The sequence below is a fragment of the Pseudodesulfovibrio alkaliphilus genome (assembly GCF_009729555.1).
Lineage (GTDB): Bacteria > Desulfobacterota > Desulfovibrionia > Desulfovibrionales > Desulfovibrionaceae > Pseudodesulfovibrio > Pseudodesulfovibrio alkaliphilus.
This window is the reverse complement of sequence record NZ_WODC01000004.1, coordinates 90691-104571: the sequence shown is the minus strand read 5'-3', so window position 1 is coordinate 104571 and position 13881 is coordinate 90691. Positions and strand designations below refer to the sequence as shown.

At 66.0% G+C, this 13881-nt stretch carries 13 protein-coding genes; 3 read left to right on the top strand and 10 right to left on the bottom strand.

What is annotated here, in order from left to right; all coding sequences use genetic code 11:
- The first annotated feature begins 67 nt into the window (after positions 1-67).
- Positions 68-1561: a tetratricopeptide repeat protein gene (locus tag GKC30_RS07585; RefSeq protein ID WP_155933688.1), complete on the top strand. Its 1494-nt coding sequence runs from the start codon at positions 68-70 to the stop codon at positions 1559-1561.
- Here the strand turns inward: GKC30_RS07585 and metW are convergent.
- The 6 genes from metW to GKC30_RS07555 all read right to left on the bottom strand — a co-directional run bounded on the left by metW (position 1556) and on the right by GKC30_RS07555 (position 6744).
- Positions 1556-2182, bottom strand: coding sequence for a methionine biosynthesis protein MetW (gene metW / locus GKC30_RS07580; RefSeq protein ID WP_155933686.1), 627 nt, complete (start codon positions 2180-2182; stop codon positions 1556-1558). The genes GKC30_RS07585 and metW overlap by 6 nt on opposite strands.
- Positions 2172-3434 (bottom strand): homoserine O-acetyltransferase MetX, encoded by a 1263-nt coding sequence (metX, locus tag GKC30_RS07575; protein ID WP_155933684.1) that lies wholly within the window; start codon positions 3432-3434, stop codon positions 2172-2174. Before metX ends, metW begins: the two co-directional genes overlap by 11 nt.
- A 138-nt stretch (positions 3435-3572) precedes the next feature.
- Entirely contained in the window at positions 3573-3974 is a 402-nt protein-coding gene (locus GKC30_RS07570) for a rhodanese-like domain-containing protein (RefSeq protein ID WP_155933682.1), read from the bottom strand.
- Positions 3975-4049: 75 nt separating this feature from the next.
- Positions 4050-5375 (bottom strand): mechanosensitive ion channel family protein, encoded by a 1326-nt coding sequence (locus GKC30_RS07565; protein ID WP_155933680.1) that lies wholly within the window; start codon positions 5373-5375, stop codon positions 4050-4052.
- A 20-nt stretch (positions 5376-5395) separates the two neighbouring features.
- On the bottom strand, positions 5396-6262 hold the full coding sequence (locus tag GKC30_RS07560; protein WP_155933678.1) for a UbiA-like polyprenyltransferase: 867 nt from the start codon (positions 6260-6262) through the stop codon (positions 5396-5398).
- Positions 6263-6300: 38 nt separating this feature from the next.
- Complete coding sequence (locus GKC30_RS07555; protein ID WP_155933676.1) at positions 6301-6744, bottom strand: DMT family transporter; 444 nt, start codon at positions 6742-6744, stop codon at positions 6301-6303.
- A 192-nt stretch (positions 6745-6936) separates the two neighbouring features.
- Between GKC30_RS07555 and GKC30_RS07550 the strand changes: the two genes are divergently transcribed.
- Positions 6937-7296, top strand: a complete 360-nt coding sequence (locus GKC30_RS07550; RefSeq protein WP_155933674.1) for a TraR/DksA family transcriptional regulator — start codon at positions 6937-6939, stop codon at positions 7294-7296.
- Positions 7297-7325: 29 nt separating this feature from the next.
- The gene (locus tag GKC30_RS07545) at positions 7326-9773 is read left to right on the top strand and encodes a glycosyltransferase (protein WP_155933672.1); all 2448 of its coding nucleotides are present in this window, start codon (positions 7326-7328) and stop codon (positions 9771-9773) included.
- Between the two features lie 94 nt (positions 9774-9867).
- Here GKC30_RS07545 and GKC30_RS07540 read toward each other — a convergent pair whose 3' ends face one another.
- The 4 genes from GKC30_RS07540 to GKC30_RS07525 form a co-directional block, all read right to left on the bottom strand.
- Positions 9868-11202 carry a histone deacetylase family protein gene (locus tag GKC30_RS07540; RefSeq protein WP_367614027.1) on the bottom strand — a complete coding sequence of 445 codons (1335 nt, stop codon included), beginning with the start codon at positions 11200-11202 and terminating at the stop codon, positions 9868-9870.
- A 2-nt stretch (positions 11203-11204) separates the two neighbouring features.
- The gene (locus GKC30_RS07535; RefSeq protein WP_155933668.1) at positions 11205-12911 is read right to left on the bottom strand and encodes a hydantoinase/oxoprolinase family protein; all 1707 of its coding nucleotides are present in this window, start codon (positions 12909-12911) and stop codon (positions 11205-11207) included.
- Positions 12912-13054: 143 nt separating this feature from the next.
- Positions 13055-13300, bottom strand: coding sequence for a hypothetical protein (locus GKC30_RS07530; RefSeq protein ID WP_155933666.1), 246 nt, complete (start codon positions 13298-13300; stop codon positions 13055-13057).
- Positions 13301-13379: 79 nt separating this feature from the next.
- Positions 13380-13802 carry a DUF4079 family protein gene (locus GKC30_RS07525; protein ID WP_155933664.1) on the bottom strand — a complete coding sequence of 141 codons (423 nt, stop codon included), beginning with the start codon at positions 13800-13802 and terminating at the stop codon, positions 13380-13382.
- Positions 13803-13881: the final 79 nt, after the last annotated feature.

Genomic DNA, 13881 nt, shown 5'->3' with positions numbered 1-13881 from the left:
CGGACGGATATCACGTACCGTCCGGGCAGATGCCGCCGCCCAAAGAGCGGCGCATCCGGGAGGGCGCATGGCAGAGGTCCACCAGTACGACCAGATCGTCCGGGAGTTCCTGGAGCGGGGAGTGATCGTCTATCTCTCGGACGACGCCCTGTTCGTCCGCGCCCTGCGCAACATCGTCGGCCGCGTCATAGGCTCCAGGGGGGACGTGCTTTTTTCTTATGCCCAGTCCCAGGCGGCCATGGACAAGTGCCTGGAGTTGCGCGATGCGCAGGTGCCCTGCGTGGTCTTTGTGGAGCGCATGCTGGCCGAGCGGCCGACCACGGATTTCATCCTGCGCCTTCGGCGCGAGTTTCCCGATGTGCGTATGGTCGTGCTCACCTGGGAGGCCACACGCGAGACCGTGGCCTACTTCTTCGAGCTGGGCGTCAGCCGGGTGCTGGTCAAGCCCGCTTCGGCCAACAGGGTCATCGAGGACCTGGCCTCGGCCATCAACCCGCCCTCTGTCCTCAAGAAGCAGATGGACCGCTGCGAGGGACTGCTCAGGGTCCGCGAATACGACAAGGCCCTGGAAGTGACCGACCGCATCCTGCTGCTCAAGCCGGACAGCGCCCGGGGGCTGGTCATGCGCGGCGACGCCCTCTTGGGCATCGGCGAGACAGACAAGGCGGTCCAGGCATATATGGCCGCCCACGAGAGCCGCCCCATTTTCATGGCCCCGCTGGTCAAGCTGGCCGATGTCTTTGTCCAGATGGAGGACGAGCGCGCCCTGGCTTACATGAAGCAGCTCGACGAGATCAGCCCTCTCAATCCCGAGCGCAAGATAGAGATCGCCCGGCAGCATCTGCTGCGCGACGAGCCCGAGCAGGCTGAGGTCTATCTGGATCAGAGCGTGGATGTGGCCGAACGGGAGCAGTTGAGCATCGCAGGCGACCTGACCGAGCGCATCGTGGACGCAGTGGCCGGACGCGCCCCGGAGTTGGCCGTCAAGTATCTGCAGCGGGTGCTGGGCGGCAAGCGGGTGCTGGGCCGCGACGATCTCGCCCACTTCAACCGCCTGGGCATCATCCTGCGCGGCCAGGGCAAGTGGCGGGAGGCCGTGGATGTTTACGAAAGGGCGCTGGGCATTGTCCGCGACGACCCGGCCGTCCACTACAACATGGGCTTGGCCTACTGGGAGGGCGGCGAGCGGATGACCGCCCTGAGCTGCTTCGAGGCGGCCCTTGCCCTGGATCAGGCGTTTTTCACTGGCAGCGTGGGCGTTGCCCTGAACCTCGGCTCCCTCTACCTTGACCTGCGCCGCTATGACGACGCGGTTCCCTTCTTTGAACACGTCCTTATCCTGGACCCCGAAAATGCCACGGCCCGGCGGCGGCTCAAGCGAGCGCAAAACCGCGTGCCCCCGGCGGGCAGGAGCCGCGACGGACAGGAAAGGGAGGCGGGCGGCGGGTATGATGTGGACGCCCTGGCCGCAAAACAGGCCAAGGGCAAAAAAGGCAGCGGAAAGGGGGACGCAAAGGGGAAGAAGGGGGCCGGGGGCAAGACCTTTCGTTTCGATCTATGAACCGGGTGTTTCGTTCGCCTGATCGTGCCTGCCGAGCATGAATATGCCGAAGGTGGCCAGCAGGTTGGGCAGGACGGTGATGACCCGCCCCCGGGTGTCGTGGTGGTGGGTGGAGATGGCCACCTCCCTGACGATGGGTACGCCGATGTCGCGGCAGAAGCGCCGGAAGTCCGTGATGGGGATGACCCGGATGTTGGGCGTGTCGTACCATTGGTAGGGCAGCTCGCGGGATACAGGGGCGCGGCCGGTGAAGAACATCTGCATCCGGTTGCCGATGTGGGTGAAGTTGGGAAACGAGACGATGCACCGTCGGCCCACTCGCAGCATGTCGCGAATCAGCCGGGCGGGGTCGTGGACCTGTTGCAGGGTCTGGGAGAGGATGACTTGGTCAAAGGCGCTGTCCGGGTAGTCCCCGATCTCCTCGTAGATGTCGCCGTGGATGACCGAGAGCCCCTTGGCGATGGCTTCGCCCGCAGCCTGTTCGTCGATCTCGATCCCGGTGCCGCGGATGGACTTTTCCCGGCGCAGATGGTCGAGGAGCGAGCCGGTGCGGCAGCCGAGGTCCAGCACCCGCGCCCCTGGCTCGATCCAGGAGGCGATGACCTGGAGATCAAAGCGCATGACACCCTCCGGTTCCTGCCGGGGCGCACCCGGCCCCGGTGCCTCCCGTGCCGACAGCGTCGCACTCCCCGGCAGCGCACTGCTCCTTGACCCGCCCCAGAAACCCGGAAATGAGCGCATCGAGCCGGGCGTTGGGCAACAGGAAGGCGTCGTGCCCCCAGGGGGCCTCTATCTCGCAAAAGCTCACATCCAGCCCGTTCTTCTTCATGGCCTTGACCATGTCGCGTGACTGGTAGGTGGGGTAGAGCCAGTCCGAGGTGAAGGAGACCACAAGATAGCGGCAGCGGGCCTTGGCAAAGGCGGCCACCAGCGAGCCGTCGCCGTGCTGGTTCTCAAGGTTGAAGTAGTCGGCGGCCTTGGTCAGATAGAGGAAGCTGTTGGCGTCGAAACGGTTGACGAACTTGTTTCCCTGGTAGCGCAGATAGCTCTCCACCTGGAAATCCGCCTCGAAATCAAAGGACAATTCGCATCTGTCCTGAAGCCTGCGGTCAAACTTGTCGCGCATGGACTGGTCCGAGAGGTAGGTGATGTGGCCGATCATCCGGGCCACGGCCAGCCCGTGCTCGGGGCGGCCCGTGGCATGGTAGTCGCCGCCCATCCAGGCCGGGTCGGCCATGATCGCCTGCCGGGCCACCTCGTTGAAGGCGATGGCCTGGGCCGAGTGCTTGGAGGTGGTGGCCAGGGGAAGGGCCGCGCAGACGCGCTCCGGGTAGCGCACCGACCACTCCAGCACCTGCATTCCGCCCACCGAGCCGCCCGCCACGGCCAGCAGCCGTTCGATGCCCAGGTGGTCGATCAGCCTGCGCTGGCAGCGGACCATGTCGCCAATGGTGACCACGGGAAAGCGGGTGCCGTAAGGGGTGCCCTGTCGGCTGTCTTCGGCAGGGTCCAGGGAGGTGGGGCCGGTGGAGCCCATGCACCCGCCGAGTACGTTGGAGCAGATGACGAAGTACTTGTCCGTGTCGATGGGCCTGCCCGGGCCGACCATGATGTCCCACCATCCGGGCTTGGGGTCGTCCTGGTGGTAGCGCCCGGCCACGTGCGAATCTCCGGTCAGGGCGTGGCAGACCAGCACGGCGTTGTCCCTGGCCTCGTTCAGGGTGCCGCAGGTCTCAAAGGCCAGGGTCACTGGTCCCAGCGAGCGCCCGCTCTCCAGCACCAGGGGCTCATCCGCGGAGCCGAAGGAGAAGAACCTCTTCTCCACAAGACCCACACCCGGCCCGGCGTCAAGATCGTCGATATACTCGCTCATGAGGGGATGGTACGATTGGTAGCCGGTCCGGTCAATGGCTCGATTTGCACGGCCCAGGGTGAACGTCTCCCGAAATAGCATCTCCCCATCCACCCTCAAGGGGCCGTCGGAGTCGCGACGAGATGGGCTTGCCCTGTCTTAAGGTCCCGAGGCCGTCTCGCCGCCGAAGAGCTTCCAGGCGAGCATGCCCCAGGTGAGGTTGGTCACGGCGGTGTATCCGCCCTGGTGCAGTTGCTCTGCCACGGGCGGGGAGCGGTGGCCGGTCAGGCAGACCACCACCACGGCCCTGGTCGGGTCCGGGGAGACCGAGGCCAGTTCGGCCAGGGGTGCCGGATAGGGCACGTTGATGGCACCGGGGATGTGGAAGGACTCGAATTCGGAGCGGGTGCGCACGTCGATGATTACCGGGGCGCGGCCCTCGTTGACCGCCAGTTTCAGCTCCCTCGGACTCATGGGCGATACGCCGAAGCCCAGCCACCAGCCCACGTCCCACAGCAGGAACCCGCCCACCAGGATAATGGCTATCCACAACTTGCGCATGGTCTCCCCCCTTCAAGGTTGCTGTTCCATGGCTCGGGCCGGGGCTCCGGCCCGGCGTCGCCCCCTGCGAGTGGATCAGGTGTCGCCGCCCCCTGTGCCGGTTCTGCCCGGTCGGTCCAGGGCTACTTCCAGCCTGGAGCCCGGTTTGAGGAGCACGTCGCGCTGCGGGAAGGGGAACGCCACGCCGTGTTCGTGAAAGCGTTTCCACACGGCCCGCAGCACGTCGCTGCGCACGTTGGCCAGCCCCTTTTCCGCGTCAGCGATCCAGACGCGCAACTGCAGGTCCACCGAACTGTCGCCAAAGCCCATCAGCCGGGCCGCCGGAGCCGGGTCGCGCAGTACGCGGGGTACCTCGCGGGCCGACTCTTCAAGCAGGGCCAGGGCTTTTTCCACGTCGCTCTCGTAGGCAACGCCCACGGAAATCTTCAGGCGGACGTTGGTGTCGGAGTGGGTCCAGTTGACCACCTCGCCCGAAATGAGCTGCTCGTTGGGGACGAGATATTCCTTGCCGTCGCGGGTCAGGATGGTTGTGTAGCGGCTGTGCATGCCGCGCACCACGCCGAACACGTCGCCCACCTCCACGGTGTCGCCGGGCTTGATGGAGTTGTCGAGGAGCAGGAGCACCCCGGCCACGTAGTTGGAGATGATCGTCTTGAGGCCGAAGCCGATGCCTACGCCAAGGGCGCTGGAGAAGATGGCCAGGCTGGTCAGGTCGATGCCCACGCTGGACATGGCGAAGAGGATGGCCGTGGTGAACAGGGCCACCTTGACGGCCTTGACCAGCAAGGTCTGCAACGAGGGGGAGAGATCGGCCAGGGTCTGGATGCGTCCCTCGGCAAAACGGGCGGCCACGGCCGCTGCCTGGAGACATATCCCGGCCAGGAGGAGGCCCTTGACGGCTCCCAAGGCGGTGAAGGTGCTGTCCCCCACCGAAAAGCTTAGACTTTGCAGAAAGTCCGTGATGGGTGAGAGTAGGCCGAAAACGCTCATGGCAGCCACGGCCCAGACGGCCAGGGCCGCGGCCCGGGCCAGGGAGCGGCTGGCCATCATGCCCGTGAGCAGTTTGATGGCGATCCAGGCCACGGCGAGATCGCTGGCCGCATGGAGCAGCCAGGGCGAAAGCCCGGCAGCGGCAAAGGCCGCAACCCAGACGCGCAGCAGCATGAGGAAGAAAACGCTGGCCCCCACCCCGAGCAGTGCCGTGAGGAGGGAACGCGCAAGGGCGCCGGGCACGTTGGCCTCCACCCATCTGGAGGCTTTTCGTCCGACCCTGCGCCACAGGAGCGCGGCCAGGACGAGGCTTCCGGCCACCAGGCCCCACTGCACGGCCATCAGCCAGTTGAGCACGTTGGCATTGAGCCATTGGCCGAGAAAGGCGATGACGCGGTCAAGCTGCTCCATGTGCGGGACTCCGCCTGTCGCTACTGGCCCCGCAGGGCCAGATCAAGGACCACCCCGGCGAAAAGCGCCACCGAGATGAAGCCGTTGAGGGTGAAGAAAGCCACGTTGACACGGCTCAAGTCGTCAGGCCGGACCAGTTTGTGCTCGACCATGAGCACCACCCACACGGCCAGGGCGATCAGGGAGTAGAGCCAGGAGAGGCCCGCGCTCCAGCCCGCCAGGAGGAAAAAGACTCCGGTGACGACATGGCTCATGGTGGAAATTTCCAGGGCGCAGGCGATGCCCAGGCGAGCGGGCATGGAGTGCAGCCCCCGGCCGGCGTCGAAATCCGAGTCCTGGCAGGCGTAGAGGATGTCGAATCCGGCCACCCAGAAGGTCACGCCGAAGAAGAGCAGGACTGCGGGCAGGGTCAGCACCGGGTCCACGCACAGCCAGCCCGCCACCGGAGCCAGCCCCAACACCGCGCCGAGCACGAAGTGACACCAGCGGGTCAGCCGCTTGCAGAAGCTGTAGAAGGCCGAGAGCCCCAGCGCCACGGGCGAGAGCAGCAGGCACAGCGGGTTCATCAGGGCGCAGGCGGCCACGAAGATCAGGGCCGTGGCACCGATGAAGACCAGGGTGAACCGGGTGGAAATCTCCCCCGTGACCAGCGGCCTGTTCTGGGTGCGCGGGTTGTCGCTGTCGATGTCCAGGTCGGCGTAGCGGTTGAAGGCCATGGCAAAGGAACGCACCGCCACCATGGCGATGGTCAGGATGAGCATGTTCCAGAGTCCGGGCCAGCCCCCTGCGGCCAGAAAGGCTCCGGCATAGGCAAAGGGGAGGGCGAACACCGAGTGCTCGATCTTGATCATACGGCAGACCGCGGTCAGGTCCTTGGCAAACGGCATGGGTTCCTCCCTCGGATTGCGGCGCGGGGTGCGTCGGGTCAGTATTTGTTGACCAGCACCGCGCCCGCGATGATCAATGCCACGCCAGCCACCCGCTGCCAAGTGATCTCGCGCAGGGCAAAGCTGACCAGTCCGAAGTGGTCCAGAAGCAGGGCGGCCAGAAATTGTCCGGCCAGGAGCCAGGCCATGGTGGTGGCAGCGCCCAGTTGCCCGGCCAGGACGATGGTGGCGAAGACGAAGAATGCGCCCAGCGCCCCTCCTGTCCAGGCCCACCAGGGAGTGGCGGCCAGAACGCCCGGCGGCGGCAGGGGCGTCCGCGCCGCCGCCGCATAGGCCAGCAGGCAGAAAGTGCCCACGGCAAAAGATACCAGCGCGGCCATGACCGGCTCGCCCAGGGTGTGGCGCAGCCGCAGGTTGATTCCCGCCTGAAGCGGCATCCCCGCTCCGGCCAGCAAGGCAAAGAGTATGAAAAACCACTTCATCTCTTAATTTATACCCGGCTTTTGGCCGTTCGTCCACGGTTTGCATGGGCGGCCTATGGCAAATCCGTTGCAACCCCGGCCGCTCCGGTTTTCGATGCGCAATCGTCGGCGCGTCGTCACGCGGGCGTCAATCAATTCCGGCCGGGTGGAGATAGATGAAGCCATCATCACTCTCATCATCCGGAGGATTCCATGACCGATACGCAACGTCGCGAAATCAAGGACCACCTGTTGAATGGATTGAGCAGCCTGACCACGCAGGAAACCGCCGAGTCCTTTGCGCTGGAAAATTGCCCGGACGACACCGACTTTGCCGCGCAGCTCGCCCGGCAGGGGGTAAGTCTGGCCATGCAGCACCGCCGCATGGTCCGCATCAGGGAATACGAGGCAGCCATCAGGCGTCTGCACGAGACCGACTACGGCGTCTGCGAAGAGTGCGGCGACCCCATCGGGCTGGCCCGGCTCAAGGCCAACCCTTCGGCCCGGCTGTGCATCATCTGCCAGTGCGCGGCCGAGGACGGCCTGCTCTCGGATGACGTGCGCTGCGCCTGAGGCGCCGCCCACAACCCAGCGAGGCATTCATGGCCGAAACACGGTTCCGGGTGGACATGCACGTCCACTCCAAGCACTCCACGCGTCCCTCGCAGTGGATTCTGCAGAAGCTGGGCTGCCCGGAGAGCTTCACCGAGCCAGCCTCCCTCTATGCCGCGGCCCGCGAGCGCGGCATGGATCTGGTGACCATCACCGACCACAACACCATCCGGGGCAGCCTGGAGATCGCCGGGCTGCCCGGCGCATTCGTCAGCGAGGAAATCACCACCTATTTTCCCGAGGACAAATGCAAGCTGCACGTCCTGGCCTACGACATCACCGAGGCCCAGCATGACGACATCCAGCACTGCCGCGAGAATGTCTTTGATCTGGTGGAGTATCTGCGCGGGCAGGACATCGTTCACGTCCTGGCCCACCCCCTGTTCGCGGTCAACGACCGGCTGACCCCGGCCCACTTTGAGCAGAGCCTGCTGCTCTTCGACGTTTTCGAGGAAAACGGCACCCGCGATGCGCGCCAGAACCAGGTGCTGCGTCAGATCCTGACCGGACTGACCCCGGCGGACATGGAGCGGCTGGCCAATATGCACAACATCAAACCCCACGGCGACACGCCATGGGAAAAGGGAATCATCGGCGGGTCCGACGACCACAGCTCGCTCAACATCGCCCGCATGTTCACCCTGTTCCGGGGCGAACCCTCGGTGGGCGCAGCGCTCTCCGGGGTGCGCGACCACACGGCCCGGCCGGGCGGTACCCCGGCCACGCCCCGGACCATGGCCCACAATCTCTACGGCATCGCCTACGGTTTTTACCGCTCGCGCCTCGGCTCCCTGGGCCACGCGGCCAGCGAACACCTCTGCTTCCGCTTCGCCCGCAACGCCCTTTCGCCCGAGCGCTCTCCTGGCTGCTCGCTGGTGGAGCGCTTTTTGCGGCTGGTGGGCCGGGGCAAGGCCACCCTGCACCGCGAATACGGGCCGACCCGCTCCGTGCAGGAGATGTTGCTCAAGGAGGCGGGCGACATCGTGGCCCGCGATCCGGCCCTGATGCGCATCGCCCGGGGCGAGGAGCGCGACCCCCTGGTGCTGGAGCGGGAGTGGTCCCGGTTCGTGTCCCTGGCGGCCAACCGCGTCCTGGCCCAGTTTGCTGACCGCACCCTGAGCGCAGCCTTGGGGGCCAACCTCTTTGATGTCTTCCATTCCATGGGCTCGGCCGGTTCGCTCTACACCCTGCTGGCGCCGTATTTCGTGGGTTACGATCTCTTCTCGCGGGAGCGGCGCTTTTCGCTCGACTGCCTTGCCCGGTTCCGGCCCAAGGCGGCCAGGCGCGGCGGCACCAGCCTGCGCATCGCCCATTTCACCGACACTTTTGACGAGATCAACGGCGTGGCCCGGACCATCCGCCAGCAACTGGCCATGGTCGCCCGCCACGGCAAGGACATGACTGTGATCACCTGCGGGGCCAGCGCGGACATCTCCGGCGCGGTCAGCTTTGCCCCGGTTGGCCGGTTCGCCATTCCCGAGTACCCGGAGATCGAGCTGGCCTACCCTCCGCTTCTGGATATGCTTACCCACTGCTTCGAGCAGGAATACGACTGCATCCTGGCGGCCACTCCCGGCCCGGTGGGGCTGGCCGGGCTGGCCATTGCCCGCATCCTCAAGCTGCCCTTCCACGGCACCTACCACACCGCCTTTCCCGACTATGTGGGCGCACTGACCGGCGACTCGGCCCTTGAGGACGGCTGCTGGCGGTACATGAGCTGGTTCTACAACCAGATGCAGATCATCTACGCGCCCAGCGAGGCCACCCGTTTCGAGCTGGCCGACCACGGCATCGACCCGCACAAGATAGTCACCTACCCCCGCGGGGTGGACACCGACCGCTTCCATCCGGCCAAGCGCAACGGGTTCTTCTCCCGCTACGATGCGGAGGGACGGACCAAGCTGCTCTATGTGGGACGCGTGTCCCGCGAGAAGGGGCTCGATGTGCTGGCCGAGGCATATCGAAAGGCCGTGCGCCTGCGCGAGGGGCTTCAGCTCGTCGTGGTGGGCGACGGTCCCTACCTGGCCGAGATGAAGCGGCTGCTGCGCGGCTCGCCCGTCACCTTTACCGGCACCCTCAAGGGCGAGGCCCTGGCCCAGGCCTATGCCAGCTCGGATGTCTTCGTCTTCCCCTCGGCCACGGACACCTTCGGCAACGTGGTTCTGGAGGCCCAGGCCTCGGGCCTGCCGGTCATCGTCACCGACAAGGGCGGCCCGTGCGAAAACGTGCTGCCCAACGAGACCGGCCTCGTGGTCCCGGCCGGAGACCCGGACGCCCTGCTCCGGGCTGTGCTCCACCTCATCGACACGCCCGAGCGCATCGAGTACATGCGCCGCAAGGCCCGCTCCCACATGGAGAACCGGACCTTTGACGCCACCTTCCTCAAGACCTGGGAAATCTTCGGCTCCCATGTGGCCCGAGAGGGGCGCACCCCGTGAGGGGCGGGAGCGAAGACGGTTATCGGGCGCACCCGATTGAAAAGAACCCCCTTGCGGCCGTCCCTTCCTCTCTTGCGGGCGCGGTCCCCTATCCTCAGAATCCCACGCGCAGGTAGTCGCGGTCCAGGCGGTTGATGAGCTGGATGTAGCGGGCGTTGCCCTTGAGCTGGGCGTCCTCCACGATCTGGTAGCCCCGGCTGCGGCAGTCAGGGCAGGCGTGGACGGGGATCTCCACGCCCAGGCACTGGGGGCCGGAGTCTGCCCGGGTCTCGACCTTGAGCAGGCCCCGGCACTCGTCGCACAGGAACAGGGTCTCGCGCTGGGTCTCGTTGATGCCGTCTGTGTCGTAGTATATCTGCCGCTGCCGGACCAGGGTGTTTCCCGAGATCACGCCCTGGCGCACGTCGTTTTTGCGGTTGTAGGGCGGCGGGTCGAAATAGAGGGCGGGCAGCTGGCGGCACAGCTCCTCGATGTAGGCCGTGGTGCGGGCGTCCTGGCGGATGAGTTCCGGGCTGAAGTTGGGCTCGCGGACGAGGGAGTAGTCCACCCCGGCCATGGCCAGGCACAGGCCGAGGTTGATGTAGGGCAGCGCCCCCTGGATGGAGTAGCCCCCTTCGAGCACGGCGATGTCCGGCTTGAGCATGTCGCTTAAGGCCGCGTAGCCCCTGGCCGAGAAGTTCATGTCCGTGATGGGATCGGTGAAGTGGTTGTCCTGCCCGGCCGAGTTGATGATCAGGTCGGGCTTGAAATCGTCGAGGATGGGCAGGACCACGCGCTCCATGACCATGAGAAACCCCTCGTCCGAGGTGTTTGGCGGCAGGGGGATGTTCAGGGTCCGGCCCATGGCCTTTGGTCCGCCCAGCTCGTGGGGAAAGCCCGAGCCGGGGTACAGGGTGCGCCCGTCCTGGTGCAGGGAGATGAACAGGGTGTCCGGGTCGTGCCAGTACACGTCCTGGGTGCCGTCGCCGTGGTGGCAGTCGGTGTCCACGATGGCCACGCGCCTGTGGCCGTAGGTCTCGCGGATGTGCTCGACCATGACGGCCTCGATGTTGATGTTGCAGAAGCCCCGAGCGCCGTGGACCACCTTCATGGCGTGGTGGCCGGGCGGCCGGACCATGGCGAAGGCGCGGTCGCACTCGCCCTGCATGACGAGGTCCGCGGCCTTCATGGCTCCGCCCGCAGAGATGAGGTGCGAGCGGGTGGTCACGGCGCTGACCTCGGGAAAACAGAAGTGGACACGCTCCACGTCCTCGATGGCGGCCACGTCGGGTTTGTGCTCGGTGACGCCCTCGATGTCGAAGAGCCCTTCCTCGCGCAGCTGGTCCTGGGTGTAGAGCAGCCGCTCCTGGCGTTCGGGATGGGTGGGCGAGATGGCCCAGTCGAATGCCGGAAAAAAGACGATGCCCAGTGATTTGTCCGCCTTGAGCACGTTCAACCCTCCCTGATGGTGGCGACCACACCGGGCCGCACCTGGCTTTTGACGCGGATGTTGCGGCCCACCTGCTCCATGTCCTCGACCATGGTGAAGCTCGACGAGTGGGTGATCTGGGCGTCTTCGGGCCGCAGGAACACGCCCATGGAGTCGAGCTGCATGGCCAGCTGGTTCATGGCGTCCTTTTCCGCGTCGCGCTGGCCGTAGCTGGTGGGGATGTTCTCGCGGTAGGAAAGGGAAGGGATGAAGAGTACGTGGCGCTGGGTGTCGGCAAACAGCTCCAGTTCCCAGGTGGTGCGGGTCAGGGCCGCGCCGATGGCGTTGGCCACCCCGGAGTGTGCGGGTACCTCGGTGGAGAGCTGGAAGCGCTCGAACAGCGGCATTTTGAGCGCATTGGCCGGTCCTCCCATGAGATAGACCTTCTTGGGCACCACCCGTTTGTCCTCAAGCAGTTCGTGGATGGTGTAGACGGGCTTGGAATTGATTTCATCCACGAGGTCGCGGGTGGCGTTGTGGATGGTCTTGGTCGCATAATCCACGGCGGCGCGGGCCAGGGCTGTGGCGTCCATGGAGTGGGCGGCGGCCAGGGCTTCAAGCGCGGCGCGGGAGGCGGCCGTGTCGCCCACGGCGCATGCCCCGGTGGCGTTGAGGGCATCGGTCAGGGCGGGCTGTCCGCCCCCCAGGCACACGGACGGCCCCAGTCGGTTCGGCCCCACGCGCACTGTGCCGGACGCCTCGGACACCGAGATGACCGAGTCGCCGCCGATGCCGATGGAGAGCACCTTGAGGGCCGGGACCAGGGTGGGATGCGAGCCTATGGCGATGCCTTCGCGCTCGATGAGCGGGGCGCCGTCGGCGAACACGGCGATGTCCGTGGTGGTGCCGCCGATGTCGAGAATGACCGAGTCGTGGAAGATGTCTGTCAGGGCGATGATGCCCATGACCGAGGCGGCCGGGCCGGAAAAGATGGACTGCACCGGCATGCGCCGGGAACGTGTCAGGGGCATGGTTCCGCCATCGGCCTTGAGCATGTTGACCTTGACATGGCCAAGCCCCATGTCTGCCAGGGCGCGTTCCACGGCCGTGGCGAAGTGGTTGTAGAGCCGCCACACCGCGCAGTTGAAATAGGCTGTGGCCACCCGGCGCGGGAAGTTGAGAGCCCCGCCCAGCTGGTGGCCCGAGGTGACGAAGTCGGCGTATTCGCAGTCCGCCTCCTCGCGGCATTGGAGCACGGCGCGGCGGATGGCGTTTTCGTGTCGCGGGTTGCGGGTGGAGAATTTGGAGACCGCGGCGTAGACGCGCACCTCGTTGGCCCGGCAGGCGTCCACGGCGTCCGAGAGCTGGCGCGGGGAGAGTGCGCGTACTTCGTTGCCCCTGTGGTCGATGGAGCCGTCGATGACGTGAAAATTCCGGCACGGCATGAAGTTGTGCGGGTCAATGCCCGGCCCGGCGCTGACGAGGACGCCCACGTCCTCGGTCCTGCCCTGGACGATGGCGTTGGTGGACAGGGTGGTGGACAGGTTGAGCCGGGTAACTCCGGCCGGGTCCACCTGGCCCAGGATGGTCTCAAGGGCCTCGGTCACGGACGAAAGCAGGGCATCGTGACGGGTGGGCACCTTGCATGAGGCAAGGATGCGGACTCCTCCCTCCAGACTTATGACCACGGCGTCGGTGTGGGTGCCCCCCACGTCGATTCCTAGCAGCATGCGCTCTCCTTGGGCTTTTTCAAGCCACCTCCGCATTTAGCACCGCGCAGGGCGGGTGCGCAACCCGGAATTCGGCGAGCGGCCGGTTTGGGGCGGGGAGTGGTCGTGGCGGCGGTCCGCATCGCAACCGGGCAGGGAGGATGTCAGCCCCGGTTGCGCACCTCGTCGCGCCATCCGTTGAGGGGAGCGCAGCAACCCTGCCCTTCCTGCTGGCCCGTCCGCACCTCGTCGGCGGTCTCGGGGTCGAGCATCAGGTCGCACAGGTAGCGGCCTTGCGCCTCGTCCCAGCGCAGATCCGGGCAGCGGGGCAGGTAGCCATAGCGTCTGTGCGAGTCCATGCAGGGGTCGGTCAGGCAGCACCAGCCGCAGCCGACGCAAGCTTTGGTCATGGGTGTCCCGCTTGTTGTCGTTGATCCGAGGTCCGGCGATACGACGGACGCGGTCCAAAGGCAAGTCCGGCACGGCCTGTCAGAGGATGAAATCCTGGATCACCTGCCACCCGGTGCGTATCTGGAGCAGGGCCAGGGCCAGAAGCAGCAGATTGCACACGCCGTGGGCCAGAGGGAGCGCCGTGCGCCGCGCCCGGACCCGGTCCATGTACGCCCCGGAGGCCATGCCGAAAATCAGCAGCGGCAGCATGACCAGGGCAACTTGGTAATGTGTGCCGGTGACGAAGTTGACCCCCCACTGGAGGCGGGCCACGGCCAATCCGCCGAAGAGCCCCATGAGCCACAGGACCATGGCGGCTCGGCCAGTGTTGACGTGCCCCTTCCACCGGAAGACCGTCTTGGTCCCGAAATGGTTGGAGCGCAGCCGTTGCAGGCCCAGCCAGGCGGTATAGAGTCCAAGCAGCGTGGCCACGAATTGCAAAACGGGGTGGAACCAAAGCATGGCGACTTCCTCCGGTGTCATGTTGCGGCACAAGGGACTGACTAGGAGACTACACCAAGTTCGGTCCGAGTCAAAGGGG

What these genes read in the sequence shown, in the direction of transcription:
- GKC30_RS07585 (WP_155933688.1), top strand. Translation starts at nt 68, where the DNA reads ATGGCAGAGGTCCACCAGTACGACCAGATCGTCCGGGAGTTCCTGGAG.
- metW (WP_155933686.1), bottom strand. Translation starts at nt 2,182, where the DNA reads ATGCGCTTTGATCTCCAGGTCATCGCCTCCTGGATCGAGCCAGGGGCG.
- metX (WP_155933684.1), bottom strand. Translation starts at nt 3,434, where the DNA reads ATGAGCGAGTATATCGACGATCTTGACGCCGGGCCGGGTGTGGGTCTT.
- GKC30_RS07570 (WP_155933682.1), bottom strand. Translation starts at nt 3,974, where the DNA reads ATGCGCAAGTTGTGGATAGCCATTATCCTGGTGGGCGGGTTCCTGCTG.
- GKC30_RS07565 (WP_155933680.1), bottom strand. Translation starts at nt 5,375, where the DNA reads ATGGAGCAGCTTGACCGCGTCATCGCCTTTCTCGGCCAATGGCTCAAT.
- GKC30_RS07560 (WP_155933678.1), bottom strand. Translation starts at nt 6,262, where the DNA reads ATGCCGTTTGCCAAGGACCTGACCGCGGTCTGCCGTATGATCAAGATC.
- GKC30_RS07555 (WP_155933676.1), bottom strand. Translation starts at nt 6,744, where the DNA reads ATGAAGTGGTTTTTCATACTCTTTGCCTTGCTGGCCGGAGCGGGGATG.
- GKC30_RS07550 (WP_155933674.1), top strand. Translation starts at nt 6,937, where the DNA reads ATGACCGATACGCAACGTCGCGAAATCAAGGACCACCTGTTGAATGGA.
- GKC30_RS07545 (WP_155933672.1), top strand. Translation starts at nt 7,326, where the DNA reads ATGGCCGAAACACGGTTCCGGGTGGACATGCACGTCCACTCCAAGCAC.
- GKC30_RS07535 (WP_155933668.1), bottom strand. Translation starts at nt 12,911, where the DNA reads ATGCTGCTAGGAATCGACGTGGGGGGCACCCACACCGACGCCGTGGTC.
- GKC30_RS07530 (WP_155933666.1), bottom strand. Translation starts at nt 13,300, where the DNA reads ATGACCAAAGCTTGCGTCGGCTGCGGCTGGTGCTGCCTGACCGACCCC.
- GKC30_RS07525 (WP_155933664.1), bottom strand. Translation starts at nt 13,802, where the DNA reads ATGCTTTGGTTCCACCCCGTTTTGCAATTCGTGGCCACGCTGCTTGGA.